At 62.5% G+C, this 19622-nt stretch carries 18 protein-coding genes and 2 pseudogenes; 9 read left to right on the top strand and 11 right to left on the bottom strand.

Annotation, left to right across the window (positions count from 1 at the left end):
- Positions 1-92: 92 nt before the first annotated feature.
- The gene (locus LDZ23_RS25735) at positions 93-1211 is read right to left on the bottom strand and encodes a 3-deoxy-7-phosphoheptulonate synthase (protein WP_008347720.1); all 1119 of its coding nucleotides are present in this window, start codon (positions 1209-1211) and stop codon (positions 93-95) included.
- 176 nt (positions 1212-1387) lie between these two features.
- Between LDZ23_RS25735 and LDZ23_RS25730 the strand changes: the two genes are divergently transcribed.
- Together LDZ23_RS25730 and LDZ23_RS25725 are read left to right on the top strand one after the other, a co-directional pair.
- A complete protein-coding gene (locus LDZ23_RS25730) occupies positions 1388-2062 on the top strand; it encodes an HAD family hydrolase (RefSeq protein ID WP_008347718.1) in 675 nt (224 codons plus the stop codon).
- A 13-nt stretch (positions 2063-2075) separates the two neighbouring features.
- Complete coding sequence (locus tag LDZ23_RS25725) at positions 2076-3104, top strand: aldose epimerase family protein (protein WP_174447711.1); 1029 nt, start codon at positions 2076-2078, stop codon at positions 3102-3104.
- Between the two features lie 7 nt (positions 3105-3111).
- Here LDZ23_RS25725 and LDZ23_RS25720 read toward each other — a convergent pair whose 3' ends face one another.
- The 6 genes from LDZ23_RS25720 to LDZ23_RS25695 all read right to left on the bottom strand — a co-directional run bounded on the left by LDZ23_RS25720 (position 3112) and on the right by LDZ23_RS25695 (position 10216).
- A complete protein-coding gene (locus LDZ23_RS25720) occupies positions 3112-4248 on the bottom strand; it encodes a porin (RefSeq protein ID WP_008347714.1) in 1137 nt (378 codons plus the stop codon).
- Positions 4249-4455: 207 nt separating this feature from the next.
- Positions 4456-5970: an ATP-binding cassette domain-containing protein gene (locus LDZ23_RS25715; protein WP_034470999.1), complete on the bottom strand. Its 1515-nt coding sequence runs from the start codon at positions 5968-5970 to the stop codon at positions 4456-4458.
- Positions 5967-6893, bottom strand: a complete 927-nt coding sequence (locus LDZ23_RS25710) for a branched-chain amino acid ABC transporter permease (protein ID WP_008347710.1) — start codon at positions 6891-6893, stop codon at positions 5967-5969. The genes LDZ23_RS25715 and LDZ23_RS25710 overlap by 4 nt, the downstream gene beginning before the upstream one ends.
- Positions 6890-7771 carry a branched-chain amino acid ABC transporter permease gene (locus tag LDZ23_RS25705; RefSeq protein ID WP_244808260.1) on the bottom strand — a complete coding sequence of 294 codons (882 nt, stop codon included), beginning with the start codon at positions 7769-7771 and terminating at the stop codon, positions 6890-6892. Before LDZ23_RS25705 ends, LDZ23_RS25710 begins: the two co-directional genes overlap by 4 nt.
- Positions 7772-7884: 113 nt before the next feature.
- On the bottom strand, positions 7885-9123 hold the full coding sequence (locus LDZ23_RS25700; RefSeq protein WP_404989959.1) for an ABC transporter substrate-binding protein: 1239 nt from the start codon (positions 9121-9123) through the stop codon (positions 7885-7887).
- 196 nt (positions 9124-9319) lie between these two features.
- Positions 9320-10216: a LysR family transcriptional regulator gene (locus LDZ23_RS25695; RefSeq protein WP_008347704.1), complete on the bottom strand. Its 897-nt coding sequence runs from the start codon at positions 10214-10216 to the stop codon at positions 9320-9322.
- Positions 10217-10308: 92 nt separating this feature from the next.
- On the opposite strand from LDZ23_RS25695, the gene LDZ23_RS25690 reads away from it, so the two are divergent.
- The 5 genes from LDZ23_RS25690 to LDZ23_RS25670 all read left to right on the top strand — a co-directional run bounded on the left by LDZ23_RS25690 (position 10309) and on the right by LDZ23_RS25670 (position 14980).
- Positions 10309-11085 (top strand): NAD(P)H-dependent oxidoreductase, encoded by a 777-nt coding sequence (locus tag LDZ23_RS25690; protein ID WP_008347703.1) that lies wholly within the window; start codon positions 10309-10311, stop codon positions 11083-11085.
- Between the two features lie 59 nt (positions 11086-11144).
- On the top strand, positions 11145-11771 hold the full coding sequence (locus LDZ23_RS25685; protein WP_008347701.1) for a glutathione S-transferase family protein: 627 nt from the start codon (positions 11145-11147) through the stop codon (positions 11769-11771).
- A 15-nt stretch (positions 11772-11786) separates the two neighbouring features.
- Positions 11787-12422 (top strand): glutathione S-transferase family protein, encoded by a 636-nt coding sequence (locus tag LDZ23_RS25680; protein WP_008347700.1) that lies wholly within the window; start codon positions 11787-11789, stop codon positions 12420-12422.
- 120 nt (positions 12423-12542) lie between these two features.
- Positions 12543-14186 (top strand): acyl-CoA synthetase, encoded by a 1644-nt coding sequence (locus tag LDZ23_RS25675; protein ID WP_008347698.1) that lies wholly within the window; start codon positions 12543-12545, stop codon positions 14184-14186.
- Positions 14187-14200: 14 nt separating this feature from the next.
- A complete protein-coding gene (locus tag LDZ23_RS25670) occupies positions 14201-14980 on the top strand; it encodes an enoyl-CoA hydratase (protein WP_008347695.1) in 780 nt (259 codons plus the stop codon).
- A gap of 3 nt (positions 14981-14983) precedes the next feature.
- Here LDZ23_RS25670 and LDZ23_RS25665 read toward each other — a convergent pair whose 3' ends face one another.
- Both LDZ23_RS25665 and adh read right to left on the bottom strand, forming a co-directional pair.
- Complete coding sequence (locus tag LDZ23_RS25665; RefSeq protein WP_033536247.1) at positions 14984-15373, bottom strand: DUF779 domain-containing protein; 390 nt, start codon at positions 15371-15373, stop codon at positions 14984-14986.
- 56 nt (positions 15374-15429) lie between these two features.
- Entirely contained in the window at positions 15430-16950 is a 1521-nt protein-coding gene (gene adh / locus LDZ23_RS25660) for an aldehyde dehydrogenase (RefSeq protein WP_008347691.1), read from the bottom strand.
- Positions 16951-17502: 552 nt separating this feature from the next.
- Here adh and LDZ23_RS25655 point away from each other — a divergent pair.
- Together LDZ23_RS25655 and LDZ23_RS25650 are read left to right on the top strand one after the other, a co-directional pair.
- Positions 17503-18900 carry an L-lactate MFS transporter gene (locus LDZ23_RS25655; protein ID WP_008347689.1) on the top strand — a complete coding sequence of 466 codons (1398 nt, stop codon included), beginning with the start codon at positions 17503-17505 and terminating at the stop codon, positions 18898-18900.
- A 21-nt stretch (positions 18901-18921) separates the two neighbouring features.
- Entirely contained in the window at positions 18922-19059 is a 138-nt protein-coding gene (locus LDZ23_RS25650) for an MFS transporter small subunit (RefSeq protein ID WP_008347687.1), read from the top strand.
- An 82-nt stretch (positions 19060-19141) separates the two neighbouring features.
- Here the strand turns inward: LDZ23_RS25650 and LDZ23_RS25645 are convergent.
- Positions 19142-19375 (bottom strand): annotated as a pseudogene (locus LDZ23_RS25645) (type II toxin-antitoxin system RelE/ParE family toxin); the annotation flags it as partial.
- Positions 19376-19437: 62 nt separating this feature from the next.
- Positions 19438-19554, bottom strand: a pseudogene (locus tag LDZ23_RS25640) (type II toxin-antitoxin system ParD family antitoxin); the annotation flags it as partial.
- Positions 19555-19622: the final 68 nt, after the last annotated feature.

The following is a 19622-nucleotide window of genomic DNA, read 5'->3' as shown; positions in this document are numbered from 1 at the left end:
CACGCGATCATCGAACTTCGATGCATCGCCCGTCGTCGCCGTGAACGCGGCGAACGGAAACGCTTCCCTTGCCGCGCCCACGTTTTTTGTCATCACCCCGCGCGGCGTTTTCTCACTGCTTGAGCGAGCAGTTCGAGCACAGGTTCGCTTTGCGTCCAGCCAAGGCATGCATCGGTGATCGATACGCCGTGCTTGAGCGGCACGCCCGGCTTCTGATCCTGACGGCCCTCTTCCAGATGACTCTCGATCATCACGCCGGTAATGCGCCGTTCGCCCGCCTCCAGTTGCCGCGCGATGTCCTGCGCGACATCGACCTGACGCAGATGCGACTTGTTCGAGTTGGCGTGCGAGCAATCGATCATCACCTGTTCGCGCTGGCCGAGCTTGGAGAGCGCGCCGCACGCCGCCGCGACGCTTTCGGCGTCGTAGTTCGGCCCCTTCTTGCCGCCGCGCAGAATGACGTGGCAGTCGTCGTTTCCGCGCGTCTCGAAGATCGCCGCCATGCCCATCTTTGTCATGCCCATGAACGCGTGGCTCGCGCGCGCCGCGACGATTGCGTCGGCGGCAACCTGCACGCCGCCATCGGTGCCGTTCTTGAAGCCGATTGGACAAGAAAGCCCCGACGCAAGCTGACGATGACTCTGGCTCTCCGTCGTGCGCGCGCCGATCGCGCCCCACGCGATGAGATCGGCGATGTATTGCGGGCTGAGCAGATCGAGGAACTCGGTCGCGGTGGGCAGACCGAGGCCGCTGATGTCGAGAAGCAGTTCGCGCGCGCGGCGCAGTCCTTCGTTGATGCGGAAGCTGCCATCGAGACGCGGATCGTTGATATAGCCCTTCCAGCCTACCGTCGTGCGCGGCTTTTCGAAGTACACGCGCATCACGATGAAGAGATCGTTACGCAGTTCGTACGCCACTTTCTTCAGACGCTCTGCGTATTCCATCGCCTGATCGTGATCGTGGATGGAACACGGACCGATGACGACGACGAGCCTGTCATCGCGGCCATGCAGAATATTCGCAATGGCCGCGCGGCTTTCCTCGACGAGGGTCTGCACGCCGGGCGTGACCGGCAGTTCATCGAGCAGCAACGCGGGCGAGATCAGCGGACGCACCGCGCCGATGCGCGTATCGTCGATGCGGGTCGTGTCTTGCGTGGAGTCGGCCACGCCTGCCTCCTGATCGCGGGAGGGATTGTCGATGCGGGTCAAGATAGGCTCCGTGATGCGTAATTGATGCAAAATTCAGGGACTTCATGCGGCGATTCCGCGATATAACCGGCTCGCGGCGCAAACATCCATTATCGCACCTGGAACAGCCTGTTTGCCCGATCGTGCGTATGATGAAGCGATACGACACGCCCGAACTCGATCAAAGGGAGCAGACCATGCGCATCGAAACATCATTTCTATTCGACCTCGACGGCACGCTCGTCGACAGCGTCTATCAACATGTGCTCGCGTGGAAAGAAGCGCTCGACGCCGAGGGCATCGAGTTGTCGGTGTGGCGCATTCACCGCAAGATCGGCATGAGCGGCGGACTCTTCACCAATCAGTTACTGCGCGAGACGCACGGCGAGATCAGCGCGGATCGCGTCGAGCGGCTGCGTCAGTTGCATGCGGAGGCGTACAAGCGGCTGCGCGCGCAGGTGTGTCCGCTGCCCGGCGCGCGCGAATTGCTGCAAGCGTTGACGAACGCCGGCACGCGCTGGGCCATCGCGACGAGCGGGCGCATGGAAACCGCGCAGGTCAATCTCGAAGCATTGGGCGTCGATCCGTCGAAGCAAGTGGTCGTTACGCGCGACATGGTGAAGTACGCAAAGCCCGATCCGGATCTGTTCCTCGCCGCCGCCGAGCGTCTGAACGTGCCGATCGAGCATACGGTCGTCGTCGGCGACAGCATCTGGGACATGCTGGCCGCGCGCCGTTGCCGCTCGCTCGGCGTCGGCTTGCTATCGGGCGGTTATGGCAGCGATGAACTCGAGCGCTCCGGCGCGTTGCGCGTGTATGAAGATCCAGCGGACTTACTGTTGCATCTCGATGAAGTCGCGGCGCGGCCATGAGATGATCTCGCGCATGACGACCTCTTCTTCCATCGACGTTCGCCCCTGGGGCGACGCGAATCTCTACACGTTGCGCAATGCATCGGGCATGTCTGTCGATATCAGCGACCTCGGCGCGACGCTCGTTTCATGGCTCGCGCCCGATCGCGATGGACATCTCGCCAATGTCCTGCTCGGTCACGACATGCCCGACGATTACCGCAACGGCAGCGCGTTCATGGGCGCGATCATCGGGCGCTGGGCGAATCGCATCCGCGATGCGCGCTTCGTGCTCGATGGCATCGCGCATCAGGCGGAGCGCAACGAAGGCGCGAATCTTCTGCATGGCGGCTCGGCGGGTTTTCATCGGCAGATGTGGCGTGTGCAGGCGGCGAACGGCGCGCTCGTCATGACGCTGCAATCGCCTGCGGGCGCTTCTGGCTTTCCCGGCAATGTGGATGTGACCGTGCGCTATGCGCTCGATGACGACGGCACGTTATCGATCGACTACGAAGCTCGCACCGATGCGCCGACGCCCATCAACCTGACCAATCACGCGTACTTCAATTTGAACGACGGCGCGAGCATTCGCGACCATGAGATATCGATTGCATCGGATACGTACTTCGCAATCGATGCGACCTCGATTCCAATCGCGCGCGAAAGCGTCGGGGACAGCGCGTTCGATTTGCGCGGGCCTGCATCGATCGGTACGCGTCTCGATGCGGTTCATCCGCAACTCGCGATCGCGGGCGGCTTCGATCATTGCTACGTGTTGAGCGACCAAGCGAACGAACCGCGCACGGTCGCTGTGCTGTTCGATCCATCGAGCGGACGCGAACTGAGCGTGTCGACCGATGCGCGCGGCTTGCAGTTCTACTCGGGGAATTATCTGGAAGATGTGCCCGCGCGCGGCGGTTCGCGTTATCGCAAGCAGGCGGGACTGTGCCTGGAAGCGGGCGGCTTTCCCAACGAGATCAACATGCAAGACAGCGAGCGCGCTGTCTTGCGGCCCGGCGACGTGTATCGTCAGCGCACGCGCTATACATTGCGCGTGCGCTGAAGCGTCATCAGAAGATATTGCGCAAGCCGATCGACACGCCGGTCTGATTCGAGCGGCCCGGCAGTTCGACATCCGCCGCGCCCGTCACCTTGTTGAAGTCCACGGTGCCGTAGACTTCCGTGCGCTTCGACAGCGCGTACTCCGCCAGCGCGACACCTGTATAGCGATTGCCGCTGCCCGTCGCGCCGCCGCCGATGGCCGCGTTCTTCATGTGGTCGTAGTAGAACGCGCCCGTGAGCAACAGCGCCGGCGTGACCTGATAGGTGACGCCCGCGAACGGGCCATCGTCGCGACGGCCCGAGCCTTTCAGAATATCCGTGCCCGATACGAGGCCACGCTGTTGCAGGATGCTGTCGACGAAGCCGGTGTCATCGGTCGAATGCAGATAGCCGACATAGAGCTTCGCCGCGCCGATCGCATAGACCGCGTTCGCGTTCCAGATCTTCTGCTTGTTCGCGGCGTTGTCGCTGTTCTGCTGATAGCCGCCGCCGATGGACAGCGGGCCCATCGCATACGACGCCGTGAAGCCGTACATGTTGCCCGCGCCCATATGACCCGGAACCTGGCCCGAGAAGCCGCCCGCGCCCGTCGACGTATAGTTCGTGCCGAACGAGTACATCGCGCCGATCGTGAGGCCCGCGAACGTGCCGTTGTACTTGACGGCGTTATCCGCATAGAGACCCGCGCCCAACGCAACCGGCAACCATGCGTTCTCGAAGTAATTGCCGACCGTGAGCGGATCGTAGACGTCACCGAGCATGTCGAAGAGCGGCGTCTTCTGACGGCCGAGCGTCAGCGTGCCATATGGATTCGACAGGCCGACGAAAGCCGCGCGATTGAATGCGCGAGCGCTGTCGGAGTATTGGCCGTTTTCCAGTTCCACGCCGCTTTCCAGCTGGAAGATCGCTTTCAGGCCGCCACCGAGATCTTCGACGCCTTTGAAGCCGATGCGGCTATTGGTAATGGCGCCGTTCGTCATGAACAGCTTGCCGTCGTTGTTGGCGTTGGCGTTCGTGAGGTAACGCACGCTGACATCGGCGACGCCGTACAGCGTGACCGAGCTTTGCGCGAATGCGGATTGACACGCGAGCGCGACGACCGACGCGCCGATGCCCGCGATGGCACGCGATGTGAATGTCTTCATGATGTATTGGGAGCGCGTATTCGTTAGCCGTTTTTCATGGCTTCGACGCGTCGCCTTTCAGATAACTGTCTTGGCTAAAGCAGCTTGGCGCGACGCATCGAAAGCTCGCGGTTTTTTAACACATCAAATGACGCGATGCCCATTCGGTGCAATACGTGTGGCGTTTTAGGCAACAAGGCGCGCGTGTTTAGTTGCGCGCGCTACGCTTCAAACTTTCGCCTGCGCAATTTGCGCTGCCTCCGACGGCACCGCTTCGAGAAAGCCTCGTCCCATCTCCTTCTCGAAGCGCGACGGACTGCCCTCCCACACGATGCGCGCATGTTCGAGCACATACACGCGGTCCGCATGGGGCAACGCGAACGTCACGTTCTGCTCGCCCAGCAGCACGGTGATCGGCGTGGTCTTCTGCAGCCGTTCCATCGCCTTCGACAGTTGCTCGAGAATCACCGGCGCGAGGCCGAGCGTCGGCTCATCGAGGATGAGGAGCTTCGGCTGCATCATCAGCGCGCGCGCGATCGCGAGCATCTGCTGCTCGCCGCCCGATAACGTGCGCGCGGTCTGCGCCTGACGCGATTCGAGTATCGGAAAGAGTTCGAAGAGCCACTTGAGCTGATCGGCGCGCATCTTGTCGGAAAGATGATAGCCGCCGAGATCGAGATTCTCGCGCACGGTCATGTCGCCGAACAGCTCGCGCGTCTCCGGGCACTGCACGATGCCGCCACGCGCGATCGCCGCGCCGCTCATGCCTTTCAAATCGCGCGAGCCGTAGCGAATGGTTCCGTGATACGCCACGAGTCCGGAAATCGCATTGAAGAGCGTCGTCTTGCCCGCGCCGTTCAATCCGACGACCGATACGAATTCGCCTTCGCGCACATGCATGTCCACGCTATCGAGCGCGCGCGCCTTGCCGTACAACACGCCGACGCTCTCGACCTGAAGAATCGACGGCTTGTTGCTCACGACTTCCGCGCCACGCTCGCGTGCCTCGATCTTGCCGCCGAGATAGACGCGCCGCACGGTCTCGTTCTGCATCACTTCTTCGGCGGTGCCTTCCGCGACGTACTCGCCGAGATACATCGCAAGCACGCGATCCGCGAGCGCCGCGAGACTCTTCACGTTGTGATCGACGAGCAGCACCGCGCGCCCTTCCGCGCGAAAGCCGCGAATCAGTTCGGAGAACGCTTCCGATTCGGCAGCGGTGAGACCCGCGAAAGGCTCGTCGACGAGCACGACACGCGGATCGCGTGCGATCGCCTTCGCCATCTCCATGCGACGCAGATCGGCGAAGGGCAGCGTCGCCGGATGACGATGCATCACCTTGCCGAGTCCGACGCGCTCCGCGATCTCGCGTGCGCGGCGATTCACATGCGGATCGGCGGCGAGCTTCACGAGCGAATCGGGCAATAGCGCGAGCTTGATGTGTTCGAGCACTGTCTGCCGATGCAGCGGCCGCGAATGCTGGAACACGATGCCCACGCCCGCGCGCGCGATTCGATGCGGCAGCCATCCGGCCATCTCGACGCCATCGACCTTGATCGATCCCGCGTTGGGCCGCTCGATGCCCATGATGAGCTTCATCACCGTCGACTTGCCGGAACCGTTCGGACCGATGAGGCCGAGTATCTCGCCGGGCTCGATATCGAAGCCGATGTCCTTCACCGCGACGAGACCGCCGAAGCGCTTCGTGAGGCCGCGCACCGAAAGCAAAGGTGTATCGCTCATTCGCGCTCCCTCACACGCAGGATGTTGCCGAGCAATCCATCGGGAAAGAACAGGATGACCGCGAGCGCGACAGCCGCGACCACGAACGTATTGATCTGCCCGAGCGGACGCAGGAATTCGCCCGCGACGATGAGAAAGATCGAGCCGAGCACCGCGCCGAGTATCGTGCGCCGGCCGCCGAGCACAGCCGCGATGATGATCTGCACGCCGATGCCGATATCGACCACCGTGCTCACCGACGCCGTGCCCTGATAGAACACGAGCATCGCGCCCGCGACGCCTGAGAACACCGCGCTGATGCAGAACGCCGCGAGCTTGTGCTTCACGACGTTGAAGCCGAGCGCCTGCGCGCCGACGGTATCCTGCCCGCTCGCCTGCAGAATGAGACCGATGGCCGAGCGCGACAAGCCGAACAGAATGATCGCGCAGACGATGAGGAACGCGAGCGCGATCCAGTAGTTGTGGCTCGCATCGACGGACATCACGTCGGGCACCATCATGCCGATCTCGCCGCCGGTGACGCCCGCGAAGATCACGATCGCGTTCTGCAGCAGCAACACCGCGACGAGCGTGACGAGACCGAAGTACGGTCCGCGCAATCGCAATGCGGGCACGGCGAGCAGCAGGCCGCCGACGAGCGCGACGAGGCCGCCGGCCATCACGCATACCGGTATCGGCGCGGCGGCGTGCGCGTTCAGTATCGCGGCGGAATACGCTCCGAGCCCGATCAGGAACGTCGGTCCGAAATTCACTTCGCCCGCGAAGCCGAAGAGCAAGTCCCACGACATCGCGAAGACGCCGAAGTAATACGCGACCGTCAGCACGCCGAGGATATACCCGGTGAGCCACCACGGCAGCGTCGCGCCGACGATCGCGAGCAGGACCGCAGCCCAGATCAAGCGCGAACGAACGATGTCTTTCATGATGAGCGCCGTCCGAGAAAGCCTTGCGGCCGCACATATACGACGAGCACGAGCAGCAGCAGCGCGGGCAATGGCCGCAGCGTCGGCGAGATGAGGTACGCCGTGACGGTCTCCAGATAACCCACGACATACGCGGCCATCAACGAGCCCGACACGCTGCCCAGGCCGCCGAGCACGACGATGGAAAACGCGCTCGCCGTGAGCTGTCCGGTGTTGTTCGTGCTCACGCCAAGGAACGATGCGAGCAGCACGCCCGCGATGCCCGCGAGCACACCGTAGATGGTCCACGCAAGCAGATAGATATTCGACAGCTCGAAGCCGAGCAGCGTGAGACCGCGCGGATTCATCGACGCCGCGAGCAGCGCCTTGCCCGCCTTCGTGCGATTCACGAAGAGCCACAGCAATCCGATCACGACCCAGCACACGACCGCGATCATGATCTCGTTATAGGGCACGCGCACGCCCGCGACGCTCGCGACGCCGGGAATCAGCGGACGCATCGTGATGGGGTTATCGGAGAAGAGATACGCCATGCCCTGCTGGATCATGATGCCCCAGAGCAGCGTGCCCGTGAGCACGAAGATCTCTTTCTCTTCACGCGGGATCGCAGTCGAGCGTTGAATGGGCCGCACCACCATGAAATAGGTGACGTATGCGGCAATCATCCCGCAGACCACGCCGAGCGGCGTGCCGAGATAGGTGCCCAATCCGGCTTCGCCCGCGAGCGCCCAGCCGAGCAGCGCGGATACCAGCATCACGCCGCCATGCGCGAGATTGAGCACGCCGGATACGCCGAATATCAGCGTGAAGCCGATCGCGCCGAGCGCGTAGAGCGAGCTGATCGCGAAGCCATCGATGAGTATTTGCAGTGGCAACATAGCGGCCCTTTATGTCTTCCATGTCGATGCCAACGTGGAACCGGTCCCCGCAACATGCGCCGCAAGGCGCGCGCTATCGGCAGCGCACGCGCGTCGCGACGACGCAAACGCGCTTAGTTCGCGGCTGCCTGCACCTTCACGAAGGCCGGAAACTTGACCTTTGCGTTCGCCACCGACTTCGGCCATATCGCCACTTGCTTGCCGTTCTGCCATTGCAGGTTGATGCCGGTGATATAGCCTTCGCCGTACTTCAACGCGTGCGTGAACTGATCGTTCTTGCCGTAGAACTGCCAGCGTCCGATGGTGCCGACATAGTCGGTCTTTTCGAGCGCATCGACCATCTTGTCGGGATCGGTCGAGCCTTGATTGCGATGAATCGCATCCGCGATGATGTACACGAGGTCATAGCTCGTGAAGCCGTCATACGCGGGCGATACGCCGGCAAAGTGCTTCTGATACGACTCGACGAAGGGCACGGTCTTCGGCGTCAACGCGACGCCCGGCGCCGCCGCCGATGCGGTGATCACACCTTCGGTCGCGCCGTTGGTGTCCTTCCAGAAGCTCGTGGTCGTAGCTTGCGAGCTTTGGCCCGACATCGGAATCGGCACTTGCTGATCGTGCCACTGGACGGTCGGCTGCACGCCGACATGGCTGATGCCCGTCGTGATCGTGTCCGGATGCTTCGCTTCGATCTGGTTGAAGATCGGCGTGAAGTCCGACGTGTCCGGATTGAAGCGGATGTGATCCAGCACCTTGAGGCCCGCTTTCGGCAGGCACTCGAGGTAGCGCTCGTCGAGCGGCTTGGTCCACGCGGCGTCCTCGCTCATCACGACGGTCGTCTTCATCTTGAACTCGCCGACAAGCACGTCATGCGAGAAATCGCAGATCGATTGCGCGATGAACGCAGACGTCATCCAGCCGTGGAAGGTGTACTTGTAGTGATCGTAGTCGTCATGCACGCGCTTCGAGATTTCGTTGCTCGCCGCGCCCGGCGTGATGAAAGGCATCTTCAGGCGCGCGGACCATGGCTCCATCGCGAGCGCGACTTCGCTGATGTAGCTGCCGATGATCGCGACCACCTTGTCCTGACTCGCGGCGCGCTGAAAGGCACGCACGCCGTCCGATGCCGACGAGTGATCGTCATACGCGATGATCTGGATTTGCCGGCCATCGACACCGCCCTTCGCGTTGATCTCCTCCGCTGCGAGTTGCGCGGCCTTGCTGATCGAAGCGCCCGCCACCGCGGACTCTTCGCTGATGACGCCGATCCTGATCGGCTCCCCTGCCGCGTGCGCCGTGACCGTGAGACTCAAGGCCGCCATCGCCGTACCCGTTGCAATGACGGTACTCATTCCCCGCCACGTCTTGCGCTTTGACATCATCAGTCTCCTCTGTGTATTCGATCATGGAGCGACGCCAGCCAGACACATGACACATGCAGCAATTAAGGATTTGCCGACAAACAGTAGCACTCGCCTTTCGAGCACTGAATCAGTAATAACGATAAAGACGATCATGCGAAAAGATCATCAATGCAGCGTCATTCTTTCAAACAGCTTGCGCGATGAACTCACGCAGCCATCGATGCGCAGGATCGCGATGCACGCGTTCATGCCAGTACATCGACATCTCGTAGCCGGGCACGTCGACGGGCGGCGCGACGATGCGCAACTCCGGCCAGCGCTTCGCGAGCCTCGCCGGTTGCATCGAAACCAGATCGGTCGTCGCGAGCACGGAGCGCACGAAGAGGAAGTGCGGCACCGACAGCGCGACGTGCCGCTTCATGCCGAACGTTGCGAGCGTGTCATCCGTCGGGCCGAAGAATCCGCCGCCATCGGGCGACACGATCACATGCTCCAGTGCGCAGAACTGCGCGAGCGTCGGACGCCGCTTCAATCGCGGATGATCCTTGCGTCCCACGAGCACATAGCTTTCCGTGAAGAGCGCTTGCTGATGAAAATTGGCCATCTCGGGCGATGTGATGTGAAACGCGAGATCGATCTCGCCGTTCTCCGCCTGCTTCGCAAGACGCGGCGGCAACATCTCCAGCACGGCGATCCGCGTGTGCGGCGCGGCGGCGCGCAAGCCGCTCAACGCAGGCAGCAGCACGGTCGATTCGCTGTAGTCAGTGGCGGCGATGCGCCATGTGTTGTCGGCGATGGCGGGATCGAACGCGGCTTCCGGCGACACCGCGCGTTCGAGCGATGCCAGCGCTTCGCGCAACGGCTCGCGCAGACTTTCCGCTCGCGCTGTCGGGCGCATGCCACGCGGGCCGGGCAACAGCAGAGGATCGCCGAAGATGTCGCGCAGCTTCGACAGATGCACGCTCACGGAAGGTTGCGAAAAATGAAGGCGCTCGGCTGCACGCGTGACGTTCTGTTCGGCAAGCAAAACGTCGAGCGTGAGAAGCAAGTTCAGATCGAGCCTTCTCAAGGTATTAGTCATGGCAATTCCTGCAATTTCAGATATTCATTTCCAATATACCCGAGAGGCTCTTAAGCTGGTCTCCATTCCAGAAACGAAGTGGAGAAAGCCTCATGAATGTGCTGATCGTGTATGCCCATCCGGAACGCCGCTCGCTGAACGGCGCCATCAATGATTTCACCGTAGAGCGTTTGCGCGCGAACGGCCATAGCGTGCAAGTCTCCGACCTGTATGCAATGAACTGGAAGGCGCCGCTCGATGCGAACGACGTGCGCGACCGCAAGGCCGATACGCCGTTTCACGCGAGCCTCGATTCGAAGCACGCGTTCGAAAACGGCCTGCAAAGCCGCGACATCGAGCTGGAGCAGGACAAGCTGCGCTGGGCCGACGCGCTGATCCTGCAATTTCCGATGTGGTGGTTCTCGATGCCCGCGATCATGAAGGGCTGGGTCGAGCGCGTCTATGCGTACGGCTTCGGCTACGGCGTCGGCGAGCATTCGGACACGCATTGGGGCGACCGCTACGGCGAAGGTCTGATGGCGGGCAAGCGCGCGATGATCGTCGTCACGACGGGCGGTTGGGAATCGCATTACAGTCCGCGCGGCATCAATGGACCCATCGACGATATTCTCTTTCACATCCAGCACGGGATGCTTTTTTATCCAGGCTTCGATGTGCTGCCGCCGTTCGTTCTCTATGAAACGCATCGCATGGATGAAGCGCGCCTGCAAGCCACATACGATGCCCTCGGCCGGCGTCTCGACCGTCTCTGGGACGATGCGCCCATTGCATTCCGCAAGCAGAATCACGGCGACTACGCGATTCCTCAGCTCACGCTGCGCGACGAACTCGCAGCCGGAAAGACCGGTTTCGCGGCGCACATCGACTGAGGCAAAACGCGAAACACAGCTAAGATGGATCCTTCGACAAGTACGGAGGAAGACATCGAATGCTGACGATCTGGGGCCGGGCCAACTCGGTCAATGTGCAGAAAGTGCTGTGGTGCTGCGATGAACTGGGGCTCGCGTACGAGCGCATCGACGCGGGCCTGCAATTCGGGCGCAACAACGAGCCCGACTATCTCGCGATGAACCCGATGGGCCGCGTGCCCACGCTCGTCGACGGCGACTTCGTGCTGTGGGAGTCGAACTCGGTCATTCGCTATCTCGCGATGCAATACGGCGGTGCCAGCACGCTCTATCCCGCCGAGCCGAAAGTGCGCGCGAGCGCGGACCGCTGGCTCGACTGGACGCTTTCGACCCTGCAGCCCGCCGAACGTCCGGTTTTCTGGGGCTATATCCGCACGAGCGCCGCGGATCGCGATGCGCAGCAACTCGCCGCCGCCGCGAGCGAGGTGGAAAAGCTCTGGCGCGTTATCGATGCGCATCTGAAGGGCCGCGACTATCTCGAAGGCAACACGTTCACGCTCGCCGATCTCGTCGTCGCCGCGTATGCGCGCCGCTGGTTCGGCATCGCGGAGCTGGTTCGCCCCGCGCTTCCCGAACTCGAACGCTGGTATGTGGGCATCACGCAGCGTCCGGGCTTCGCGCGTCACGTCTCGCCTGCATTGACCTGAACGGGACGGACTGCCATGACCATCGAACTGCATACCTGGAACACGCCCAACGGACGCAAGATCAGCGTCGCGCTGGAGGAAATGCAACTGCCGTACACCGTGAAAACGGTGAACATCACGAAGGGCGAGCAGCATACGCCTGAGTTTCTGCGCATCAGCCCGAACAATCGCATTCCGGCGATCGTCGATCCGGACGGACCCGACGGCCAGCCGATCAGCGTGTTCGAGTCCGGCGCGATCCTGCTCTATCTCGGCGAGAAGACGGGCAAGTTTCTGCCCGCGAATTTGCGCGATCGCGTGCCCGTGCTCGAATGGCTGATGTGGCAGATGGGCGGCTTCGGCCCGATGCCGGGACAGGTGCATCACTTCCGCATGGTCGAAGCGGAAAGCGACCGGCGTTATGGTTTGAAGCGCTATTCCGACGAAACGCGCCGCCTGTACGGCGTGCTCGACAAGCGCCTCGCGCAAGTGGAATGCGTCGCGGGCGATATGTCCGTCGCGGATTTCGCGATTCTCGGCTGGGCGTGGCGGCATGAACGTCATCAGGTTTCGCTCGATGATTACCCTAACGTCAAGCGCTGGTACGAGGCGCTTTTCGCGCGCCCGGGCGTGAAGCGGGGCTTCGAAGTCAAGCTCGACGATCTCGGCTGATCAGGGCAAACCATGAGTCGGAGCGTCAGGCTAACGTAAGTTGCGCGCGTGATAACGATCTTCTAAGAAACGTGAGCGACACTGACGCCATCCGATGGATTCGCGCCCGAGGAGATAATCATGACCGCCAGCATGTACGACGATGGCCTTCCCAAAACTGCCGCCAACTACGCGGCGCTGACGCCACTCATGTTCATCGAGCGCGCGGCGTCCGTATATCCGACGCTTCCCGCTATCGTGCACGGCGATGTCCGGCGCAACTGGGCCGACACCTACGCGCGCACGCGGCGGCTCGCATCGGCGCTGGCGGCACGCGGCATCGGCCTCGGCGATACCGTCGCCGCGATGCTGCCGAACACGCCCGAAATGGTCGAAGCGCACTTCGGCGTGCCGATGACGGGCGCCGTGCTCAACACGCTCAACACGCGGCTCGACGCCGCCACGCTCGCGTTCATGCTCACGCACGGCGAAGCGAAGGCGGTGCTCGTCGATCGCGAGTTCTCGGACGTGACGCGCCGCGCGCTGAAAGACGTGCCGCAGGACGTGCTGGTCATCGATGTCGACGATCCGCAGTACGCGGGCGCGGGCGAGCGCATCGGCGAAATCGAATACGAAGCGCTGCTCGCGAGCGGCGATCCCGCATACGAATGGTCGCCGCCATCCGACGAGTGGAACGCAATCTGTCTGAATTACACGTCGGGCACGACAGGCAATCCGAAGGGCGTCGTGTATCACCATCGCGGCGCGTATACGAATGCGGTGAGCAATATCCTCGAATGGGACATGCCGAAGCATGCCGTGTACTTGTGGACGCTGCCCATGTTCCATTGCAACGGCTGGTGCTTTCCGTGGACCGTCGCCGCGCGCGCGGGCGTGAACGTGTGCCTGCGCCGCGTCGATGCGAAGACCATCTTCGATCTGATTCGCAGCGAGCGCGTCACGCATTATTGCGGCGCGCCGATCGTGCAGAACCTGCTCGTCAACGCGCCCGACGACATGAAGACCGGCTTCGATCAGAAAGTCCATGCGATGGTCGCGGGCGCCGCGCCGCCCGCCGCGATGATCGAAGGCATGGAGCGCATGGGCTTCGAACTGACGCATGTGTACGGGCTCACGGAAGTTTATGGCCCGGCCACGGTCTGCCCGCAGCAGGCCGAATGGAGCGCGCTCGATATCGGCGAGCGCGCGCGATTGAATGCGCGGCAAGGCGTGCGCTATCACTTGCAGGATGCGGTCACGGTGCGCGATCCGATATCGATGGAACTCGTGCCTTCCGATGGCGAGACCATCGGCGAGATCATGTTCCGCGGCAACATCGCGATGAAGGGTTATCTGAAGAACGCGGCCGCGACCGAAGAAGCGTTTCGCGGCGGCTGGTTCCATACCGGCGATCTCGCCGTCGCGTATCCGGACGGCTATGTACGCATCAAGGATCGCAGCAAGGACATCATCATCTCGGGCGGCGAGAACATATCGAGCATCGAAGTGGAGGACGTGCTGTACCGGCATCCGGCGGTGCTTGCCGTCGCGGTCGTCGCGAAGCCCGATACGCGCTGGGGCGAGACGCCCTGCGCTTTCGTCGAATTGAAAAGCGGCGCGCACGCGAGCGCGGATGAGTTGATCGCGCATTGCAAGAAGCATCTCGCCGGCTTCAAGGTGCCGCGCGCGATCGAGTTCTGCGAACTGCCGAAGACATCGACGGGAAAGATCCAGAAGTTCGAGTTGCGCAAGCGCGCGGGGTCCGTCACCGCGATCGACGTCTGATGGAGACCACGACAATGAGCGAACTCGTTCTGATCGAACGCGATGCGTATGACATCAAGGGTGCCGTCAGGCTCACGCTGAATCGGCCCGATGCGTTCAATGCCTTATCTGAATCGATGCTCGAAGCGCTCGAACGCGCATTGAAGGACATCGCCGAATCAGATGCGCGCGTGGTCGTGCTCGCAGGAGAAGGCCGCGCGTTTTGCGCCGGGCACGATCTCAAAGAGATGCGTGCGGAGCCCGCGCTCGATTACTATCGCGAGCTTTTCGCGCACTGCTCGCGCATCATGCTGACGATCCAGCGCATGCCGCAGCCCGTTATCGCGCGCGTGCAAGGCATCGCGACGGCGGCGGGTTGTCAGCTCGTCGCGATGTGCGATCTCGCGGTCGCATCGAGCGAAGCGCGTTTCGCGGTATCGGGCGTGAATCTCGGGCTCTTTTGCGCGACGCCGAGCGTGGCGCTGTCTCGCAACGTATCGCGCAAGGCCGCGTTCGAAATGCTCGTCACCGGCGAGTTCATCGATGCGGCCACCGCGCGCGAACGCGGCCTCGTGAATCGCGTCGCATCGCCTGGCGAACTCGACGATACCGTGCGCACGCTCGCCGCGACCATCGCCGCCAAGCCGCGCGAAGCGGTCGCGGCGGGCAAGGGCTTGTTCTATCGGCAACTCGAAACCGGCATCGAAGCGGCATACGCGCTCGCATCGGAAACGATGGCCTGCAACATGATGCACGACGCCACGCTCGAAGGCACGCAAGCCTTCATCGAAAAGCGCGCGCCGCGCTGGAAATGACGCTCAGCTCACGTGCTCGACCGGATGCCTGTCGAGCCACGCGTTCTCTTCGTCGCTGTACAGACGCGAGCGCGTAAGAAAGCGCAAACCGCTCGGGCGTTCCAGCGAAAACATGCCGCCATTGCCCGGCACGGCATCGATGATGAGCTGCGTATGCTGCCAGTACTCGTACTGCGATTCGGTCATGTAGAACGGCACGCCGCCGATCGCGCCGAGCTTCACGTCCGAGCCGCCGACCATGAATTCGCTGACTGGAAAGCACATCGGCGCGCTGCCGTCGCAGCATCCGCCGGATTGATGAAACAGCACCTCGCCATGCTCGGCCTTGAGCCTTTCGATCAAGTCGATGGCGGCGGGCGTCGCGGTCACGCGCTGCACTTCCTGTTCGCTCATGATGTCCCCGTCGGTTTGATCGGCCGCCGCGGGAAGCAGCGGCGGCCTCACACGCTTTAGAAGAAGCCGAGCGGCTTGTCGCTATAGCTGACGAGCATGTTCTTCGTCTGCTGATAGTGGTCGAGCATCATCTTGTGATTCTCACGGCCGATGCCCGATTGCTTGTAACCGCCGAACGCCGCGTGCGCCGGATACGCGTGATAACAGTTGGTCCACACGCGTCCCGCCTGAATCGCGCGGCCGAAGCGATACGCCCGCGTGCCGTCGCGCGTCCACACGCCCGCGCCGAGACCGTACAGCGTGTCGTTCGCGATCTCGAGCGCTTCTTCCTCGGTCTTGAACGTCGTCACCGAAAGCACCGGCCCGAAGATTTCCTCCTGGAAGATACGCATCTTGTTGTGGCCTTTGAAGACCGTCGGCTTGACGTAATAGCCGTTCTTCAGTTCGCCGTCGAAGGTGTTGCGCTCGCCGCCGGAGAGGCACTGCGCGCCTTCCTGCTTGCCGAGATCGATGTACGACAGGATCTTCTCCAGTTGCTCCTGCGAAGCCTGCGCGCCGATCATCGTCTTCGTATCGAGCGGATGGCCCTGCGCGATCGCCGCGACGCGCTTGAGCGCACGTTCCATGAAGCGCTCGTAAATCGATTCCTGCACGAGCGCGCGCGACGGGCACGTACACACTTCGCCCTGATTCAGCGCGAACATCGTGAAGCCTTCGAGCGCCTTGTCGAAGAAGCTGTCGTCGGCGTTGAGCACGTCTTCGAAGAAGATGTTCGGGCTCTTGCCGCCCAGTTCCAGCGTCACCGGAATGAGGTTCTGGCTCGCGTACTGCATGATGAGTCGGCCCGTCGTGGTCTCGCCGGTGAAAGCGATCTTCGCGATGCGCTTGTTCGATGCGAGCGGCTTGCCCGCTTCCAGACCGAAGCCGTTGACGACATTGAGCACGCCCGGCGGCAAGATGTCTTCGATGATTTCGAGCAGCACGAGAATCGACGCGGGCGTCTGCTCGGCCGGCTTCAGCACGACGCAGTTGCCGGCCGCGAGCGCGGGCGCGAGCTTCCACACGGCCATCAGGATCGGGAAATTCCACGGAATGATTTGCCCGACGACGCCAAGCGGCTCGTGGAAGTGATACGCGACCGTATCGTGATCGATCTCCGAAATGCCGCCTTCCTGCGAACGCGCGGCGCTCGCGAAATAGCGGAAGTGATCGATCGCGAGCGGAATGTCCGCGGCCATCGTCTCGCGCAGCGGCTTGCCGTTATCGATCGATTCGGCCAGCGCGAGACGCGACAGGTTCTGCTCCATGCGATCGGCGAGCTTCAGCAGCAGATTCGCGCGATCGGTGACGGAGGTTCTGCCCCACGACGTCTTCGCTGCGTGCGCGGCGTCGAGCGCGGCTTCGATGTCGGCTTCGCGCGAACGCGGAATCGACGTGAACGGCTCGCCGGTGATCGGCGAGATGTTGTCGAAATACTCACCGCCCGCCGGCGGCACCCACTTGCCACCGATGAAGTTGCCGTACTGCTTCTTGTACGGATATTCGGTGCTCAGGAACTGCATCTCCGCGTGATTCATTTCTATGTGCTCCTCGCATGTCGACGTGAACGGGCCGGCACTGCCGATGTCCGGCGCCGGTCGCTTCTGTTTGCGAGTTCCATGCCATCGCGCGCGGCACGATGCGACGCCCGCGCGAGCCGCATCGTCATGCGGTTTCGCGGCACATCGTCAGGGTTTGTACGAGGGCGATGGGACCTGTTCACATTCAGAACACCTGCCCCGCTCTGTAGCGATGCGGTACAGTGGCATCGACGGACGTCATCGCCTCCGCAATGCGCGCGGAGCGTGGCGCAAACCACAGACACGCTGCGGGCAAACGCTTATGGCACGAGTGTTCATATTGCAAAGGGCATCGCAGTTGTCTATGGTCATGCCCAACCGTGGCAAAGCGTCGCATCTATATGTGGTTCCATCGCATGTGAGCGGCGCGAAATGGCCTTGCGAGCGCGCGATGCGGACCGTATCGCCGAGCGCATGACCACGGCGGGCTGCTGTCCGGCGACCCCGGACGGCACGTCAAAGTAAACGATGTGCGCGCACGTGCATGCATGACGCGCCACGGAGACCACAATGAACAGCACAATCAATCAAGGGGCCGCCCACGGCCCGACAAATTTCTTTTCCAAGGAGGCGACCATCGCCCGGCCCGGATTTTCGCGCTGGATGGTGCCGCCCGCCGCGCTGGCTGTTCATCTGTGCATCGGGCAGGCATATGCGTTCTCGGTGTTCAATGCGCCGCTCACGAAGGTTATCGGTATCACGAAGTCCGCGCCGGATGACTGGTCGCTGACCACGCTCGGCTGGATTTTCTCGCTCGCGATCGTGTTTCTGGGCTTGTCGGCGGCATTCGCGGGCAAGTGGCTGGAAAAAGTCGGCCCGCGCCGCACGATGTTCACCGCGGCCTGCTGCTTCGGCGGCGGCTTTCTCGTCTCGGCGCTCGGCGTCTATCTGCATCAGATCTGGCTGCTGTATCTCGGCTATGGCGTGATCGGCGGCATCGGGCTCGGGCTCGGCTATGTGTCGCCGGTTTCGACGCTGATACGCTGGTTTCCGGACCGTCGCGGCATGGCAACCGGCATGGCGATCATGGGCTTCGGCGGCGGCGCGATGATCGCGGCGCCCGGCTCCGTCGCGCTGATGAACCACTTCAAGAGCGCGACGAGCTCGGGCGTTGCCGAGACGTTCCTCGTGCTCGGCGTGCTCTATTTCATCTCGATGACGATCGGCGCGCTCGCGATCCGCATCCCGCCGGCGGACTGGAAGCCGGCTGGCTGGACGCCGCCCGCGACGTCCAACAAGATGATCACGAAGAACCACGTGCATATCGATCAGGCGCTGAAGACGCCGCAGTTCTATCTGTTGTGGCTCGTGCTGTTCCTGAACGTGACGGCCGGCATCGGCGTGCTCGGCCAGGCGTCGGTGATGATTCAGGAAAGCTTCAAGGCGTCGATCACGGCGGGCGCGGCGGCGGGCTTCGTCGGGCTGCTGTCGCTCTTCAACATGGGCGGGCGATTCGCGTGGGCGTCGGCGTCGGACTGGATCGGCCGCAAGAATACGTACTTCGTGTTCTTCACGCTCGGCGCGGTGCTGTATTTCCTTGTGCCGCAATTCGCGGGCTCCGGCAATATCGCGCTTTTCGTGTTGGCGTACGGCATCATCCTTTCGATGTACGGCGGCGGCTTCGCGACGATTCCCGCGTATCTCGCCGACATGTTCGGCACGGCATTCGTCGGCGGCATTCACGGCCGGCTTCTCACCGCGTGGGCGGCGGCGGGCGTCGCGGGTCCGGTGCTCGTCAACTACGTGCGCGCGTTCCAGGTTTCGCACGGCGTCGTGGGCGCAGAGGCGTACACGATGACGCTGCATATCATGGCGGCGCTGCTGGTGATCGGCTTCGTCTGCAATCTGCTCGTCTCGCGCGTGCATGAGAAGCATCACATGAACACGTCGGCGCAGACCGCAATCTAGGAATCAACGAGGAGATCCGCGATGAATGACCGCATCGAAACTCAGCAAGTGCATCCGTCGAACAAGGGGTTGCTCCTGGTGTTCTGGGCCTACGTGCTGATTCCGCTCGCATGGGGCGTGACCAATACGCTCTCGCAGGCCGTCAAGCTGTTCCAGTAATTCTGTAGGTGAAGTCCACGCGCGCCGGATGGCCGATGTTTGAATCGGCTCACGGCGCGCGTTTTGTTTCTTGACGTCAATGCTATTCGGCTTCGCCGAGATGAGCGGGCAAATCCATCTGATGGGGAACGCGCACGATCTGGATCGTGTCCGCGGCCTCCTTGAAGAAAAGCACGTGCATTCCGACGAGCGCCTTGCGATAACCGGGCCGAACGTGTTCTGCGGACAGGCTGCGTTGTCTGCCCTTACCGAGTCCGATGACTGTGTCCTGAATCATGCGCAGATAGCGCTCCGCCTGAGCCGGCCCCCACTTCTCGAACGTGTAGTCTCAGATGCCGTCCAGATCCTGGACGGCGGCAGGCGTGAATACGCACTGCCTCACCGAGCGGACTTGCGCTTGCGAGCGACGAAGGCATCGAAATCCAGCGGCTTGGCGGGGCCGGAGCGCTCGCCGGCTTCGAGCGCCGAGCGCAACGCATCGAGCTTTGCTTCCTGTCGCCAGCGACGGGGACGTCGTGCACCGACGCTTCCGGAATGCTCAGTGCCCGCGATCCTCCGCCTTG

It is taken from the genome of Caballeronia zhejiangensis, assembly GCF_022879815.1.
In the GTDB taxonomy this organism is placed as follows: Bacteria; Pseudomonadota; Gammaproteobacteria; order Burkholderiales; family Burkholderiaceae; genus Caballeronia; species Caballeronia zhejiangensis.
The sequence above is the reverse complement of the archived record's forward strand: the minus strand, read 5'-3'. Positions and strand labels throughout refer to the sequence as shown.

Excerpts from the sequence above, each read along its gene's own strand:
- LDZ23_RS25695 (WP_008347704.1), bottom strand. The coding sequence starts at position 10,216 with ATGACTAATACCTTGAGAAGGCTCGATCTGAACTTGCTTCTCACGCTC.
- adh (WP_008347691.1), bottom strand. The coding sequence starts at position 16,950 with ATGAATCACGCGGAGATGCAGTTCCTGAGCACCGAATATCCGTACAAG.
- LDZ23_RS25665 (WP_033536247.1), bottom strand. The coding sequence starts at position 15,373 with ATGAGCGAACAGGAAGTGCAGCGCGTGACCGCGACGCCCGCCGCCATC.
- LDZ23_RS25705 (WP_244808260.1), bottom strand. The coding sequence starts at position 7,771 with ATGTTGCCACTGCAAATACTCATCGATGGCTTCGCGATCAGCTCGCTC.
- LDZ23_RS25670 (WP_008347695.1), top strand. The coding sequence starts at position 14,201 with ATGAGCGAACTCGTTCTGATCGAACGCGATGCGTATGACATCAAGGGT.
- LDZ23_RS25730 (WP_008347718.1), top strand. The coding sequence starts at position 1,388 with ATGCGCATCGAAACATCATTTCTATTCGACCTCGACGGCACGCTCGTC.
- LDZ23_RS25680 (WP_008347700.1), top strand. The coding sequence starts at position 11,787 with ATGACCATCGAACTGCATACCTGGAACACGCCCAACGGACGCAAGATC.
- LDZ23_RS25715 (WP_034470999.1), bottom strand. The coding sequence starts at position 5,970 with ATGAGCGATACACCTTTGCTTTCGGTGCGCGGCCTCACGAAGCGCTTC.
- LDZ23_RS25690 (WP_008347703.1), top strand. The coding sequence starts at position 10,309 with ATGAATGTGCTGATCGTGTATGCCCATCCGGAACGCCGCTCGCTGAAC.
- LDZ23_RS25710 (WP_008347710.1), bottom strand. The coding sequence starts at position 6,893 with ATGAAAGACATCGTTCGTTCGCGCTTGATCTGGGCTGCGGTCCTGCTC.
- LDZ23_RS25655 (WP_008347689.1), top strand. The coding sequence starts at position 17,503 with ATGAACAGCACAATCAATCAAGGGGCCGCCCACGGCCCGACAAATTTC.
- LDZ23_RS25725 (WP_174447711.1), top strand. The coding sequence starts at position 2,076 with ATGACGACCTCTTCTTCCATCGACGTTCGCCCCTGGGGCGACGCGAAT.
- LDZ23_RS25675 (WP_008347698.1), top strand. The coding sequence starts at position 12,543 with ATGACCGCCAGCATGTACGACGATGGCCTTCCCAAAACTGCCGCCAAC.
- LDZ23_RS25700 (WP_404989959.1), bottom strand. The coding sequence starts at position 9,123 with ATGAGTACCGTCATTGCAACGGGTACGGCGATGGCGGCCTTGAGTCTC.
- LDZ23_RS25720 (WP_008347714.1), bottom strand. The coding sequence starts at position 4,248 with ATGAAGACATTCACATCGCGTGCCATCGCGGGCATCGGCGCGTCGGTC.
- LDZ23_RS25650 (WP_008347687.1), top strand. The coding sequence starts at position 18,922 with ATGAATGACCGCATCGAAACTCAGCAAGTGCATCCGTCGAACAAGGGG.
- LDZ23_RS25685 (WP_008347701.1), top strand. The coding sequence starts at position 11,145 with ATGCTGACGATCTGGGGCCGGGCCAACTCGGTCAATGTGCAGAAAGTG.